Raw genomic sequence first — 2,664 nt, 5'->3', positions numbered from 1 at the left:
ACGCAGGGGGGACTTAGACAAAATCAGTATAGCACAATAAAAGTTAAGTTAACAAGATATAGTTTAAAAAGCCGTCCTAAAAGGACGGGGCTTTAACCCAAAATTTCGGTAAATTCTCCTCTAGCTAATCCTACCGGACGAGATCGATGAGATTGACTTAAAAATTGCCAAATTATCTTAATTTCATTTTCACTTAAAGGATTTGTATTGTCCATTTCTTGATTATTTTTAACTAAAAATTGCCATTTTTGTAATGCTTTTTCTGTTAGGTAATTGTCGGATTTGTTTGCTGCCTCTTGATGAGTTAACTTATCAATAAATTGCCCAACTAAATTAAGATTGTGTGCGGACAAAATTGCTAACTTCTCAGTTAATAACTGGCGTAATTCTACATCGTTCATGATTTTTTAACTATTAACTAAACATCGATTGTAGTCCCCAAAAAGGATAGATACACCCAGGTTAATTCCTAGAGGAGTAATTTCGGGGCTGTCAACCAGAATAACTGACACTTGCCTAGGGGATTTTCCTGATTGGGAACCTCTAGACCAATTATTCCCGCTTTTTTGACCGATAATTTTCCTTGAAACTTGCCCCAAACTAGCATTTCCGTCCAATAGCCTAAATCTGGTTCGTGGCCTACCATTGCGATCGCGTTTTCCTCTCGCTGATAGTCCGACTTTTGCCACCATTGCACCCAATCTTGAATATTGCCGTTGGGTGATAGGGGATTAAATTGCTCAATTTTACGGCTTAAACCCGCTTTTTGCAAAATTTCGGCGGTTTGCACGGCACGCACCAGGGGAGAGGTCAAAATTAGGTCAAATTTCACCCCCAACTGTCCTAATCTTTGGGCAATTTTAGCAGTTTTGGCCCTACCTTCCTCGGTTAAAGGACGTTCCCCATCGTTGAGATAATCCCCCGATTGTCCTGCTAATCCATGACGCACAAAATAAAGTTTCATATCAGTGTCGGGTCGGTCTTGGCAATGTTAACAGATAGCTGAGGTCTAATAGCTAGGTGCGAATTACCTTTTCATCGGGGTTAACTAGATGGGAAAGTTTCTGTTTAATTTGGGTGTCATACAGTTCCCACTTGAGTTTCGCATATTCGGCATTATTATTAAAACCACCGAGGAAACCGATAGGAATTTCAAAACCTCCGGCCATATAACGACCACCACCAAAAAAGCGACCTTGGTTATCCTGTCCGAAAGCTTCCTTGAGAAATTCATCGGGATCTAGGGTAATTTTACTGGTACGCATAGAACCAATGACTAACTCGATATCCTCATCTTCATCGTGAACGATACCGTAAACTAAAGCCGTGTGAACATTTTCCTCTGTCACCAAAAAATCGGCAGCTTGGGGAATCGCATCCCGGTCATCATAACGCAAATAACCCACCCCGGCGATCGAATAATTATTTTTAATAATACGATTTTTTAAGGCCCGTTCAATCACATCCATCACCCGTCGGGATCTGGCCGATTGCAGGACAGCGTTTAATAATTGGGCATCGTAGAAACGACTGAGATAACCAGCAGCAATAAATTCACACTCTTGCGCTTGCATTAAATTATTCGTATCCGATCGCAATCCGTGCATCAAAGCTGTGGCACACTTAACATGGACGGTATCGCTACTATTAAAATTCAGTAACCCTTTTTGGATATATTGGGTTAACATCGCCGCTGTTGCCCGCATTTGGGGACGAATATCGACAAATTCCGCGTCTAGATCCCCTTGGCGGGTATGATGATCGATCACGACAATAATGGGAATTTTTGCCTGTTTAACCAGAGTGGTTAACTGACTATTGGTTCCCTGACCATCGACAAAAACACAACCCTGATAAACCGAAAGATCTCTATCCTTGAGGGTATGGACTCCCCAACGTTTAGCCGGTAAACCCGTTAGTTTTACCAAAGCGACATTTTCCTGATGGGAGAGAGTACCCGCATAGACTATATCACAGTGAATATCGTACTGTTCGGCGATAATTTGATAGGCCCAGGCGCTAGAAAGGGCATCGGGATCCGGGAAATCCTGCATCACCACAATTTGATTTTCGCCCCGGTGATTTTCCAAAGTACGTCGCAGGCGATCGATTAGGGAAATAAGTAGGGTATCATTACTAACCGTGACTGGAGGAAGGGGACATACTGCCGACGCTTCCCCTACCACTACATCGGTTTCGAGGGACTTGGCAGGAACTAGACTCAGTAATTCAGCCATCATTTTTAGAAAAGTTCGCTTAAAAGTAGATTCAGTCAGGATTTTTTGAGTTAATTAATTCTAGACGATATCCTCGCTCGATCGGTTCATCTCAAATATTAAGCTTTTCTTGCCCCTAGCTCCCCACTGTCAGGCTATAACTCTAGTCTATCGAAAGACCTCTCCCGTCGCCCCCCGAAGTCGGCTGGGTTGGGGGTGAGGGCAATTAACCATCGCTGCCCCATTACTTGTGAAAAATGATATAACTGGACTTCCCCACTTCCCCACTTCCCACTCTCCGATACTTTTTAAACAGGATTTAGGAGCATCACCGTCCCTAAATATTTGCCCTGGTTTTTTCTAGTAAAGTTATACTATTAAGGAAGCCAAGACGAAATTCTAGGGTTAAGCAATGGTTAGACAACTCGACGACAGCCCGAAAACCGCA

General features: G+C 42.9%; 3 protein-coding genes. All 3 read right to left on the bottom strand.

What is annotated here, in order from left to right:
• Window positions 1-92: 92 nt before the first annotated feature.
• The 3 genes from H6G48_RS14505 to H6G48_RS14495 all read right to left on the bottom strand — a co-directional run bounded on the left by H6G48_RS14505 (window position 93) and on the right by H6G48_RS14495 (window position 2,240).
• On the bottom strand, window positions 93-401 hold the full coding sequence (locus tag H6G48_RS14505) for a hypothetical protein (protein WP_190722290.1): 309 nt from the start codon (window positions 399-401) through the stop codon (window positions 93-95).
• A gap of 68 nt (window positions 402-469) precedes the next feature.
• A complete protein-coding gene (gene sixA / locus H6G48_RS14500; RefSeq protein ID WP_147073766.1) occupies window positions 470-964 on the bottom strand; it encodes a phosphohistidine phosphatase SixA in 495 nt (164 codons plus the stop codon).
• Between the two features lie 52 nt (window positions 965-1,016).
• Window positions 1,017-2,240, bottom strand: coding sequence for a DHH family phosphoesterase (locus H6G48_RS14495; protein WP_190722289.1), 1,224 nt, complete (start codon window positions 2,238-2,240; stop codon window positions 1,017-1,019).
• Between the last annotated feature and the right edge of the window lie 424 nt (window positions 2,241-2,664).

Source organism: Microcystis flos-aquae FACHB-1344, from assembly GCF_014698375.1.
Classification (GTDB): Bacteria; Cyanobacteriota; Cyanobacteriia; order Cyanobacteriales; family Microcystaceae; genus Microcystis; species Microcystis aeruginosa.
Note: the sequence above shows the minus strand (reverse complement) of the source record. Positions and strands in the feature narration are given on the sequence as shown.

Coding starts and splice junctions, on each gene's coding strand:
- H6G48_RS14505 (WP_190722290.1), bottom strand. CDS start 401: ATGAACGATGTAGAATTACGCCAGTTATTAACTGAGAAGTTAGCAATT.
- sixA (WP_147073766.1), bottom strand. CDS start 964: ATGAAACTTTATTTTGTGCGTCATGGATTAGCAGGACAATCGGGGGAT.
- H6G48_RS14495 (WP_190722289.1), bottom strand. CDS start 2,240: ATGATGGCTGAATTACTGAGTCTAGTTCCTGCCAAGTCCCTCGAAACC.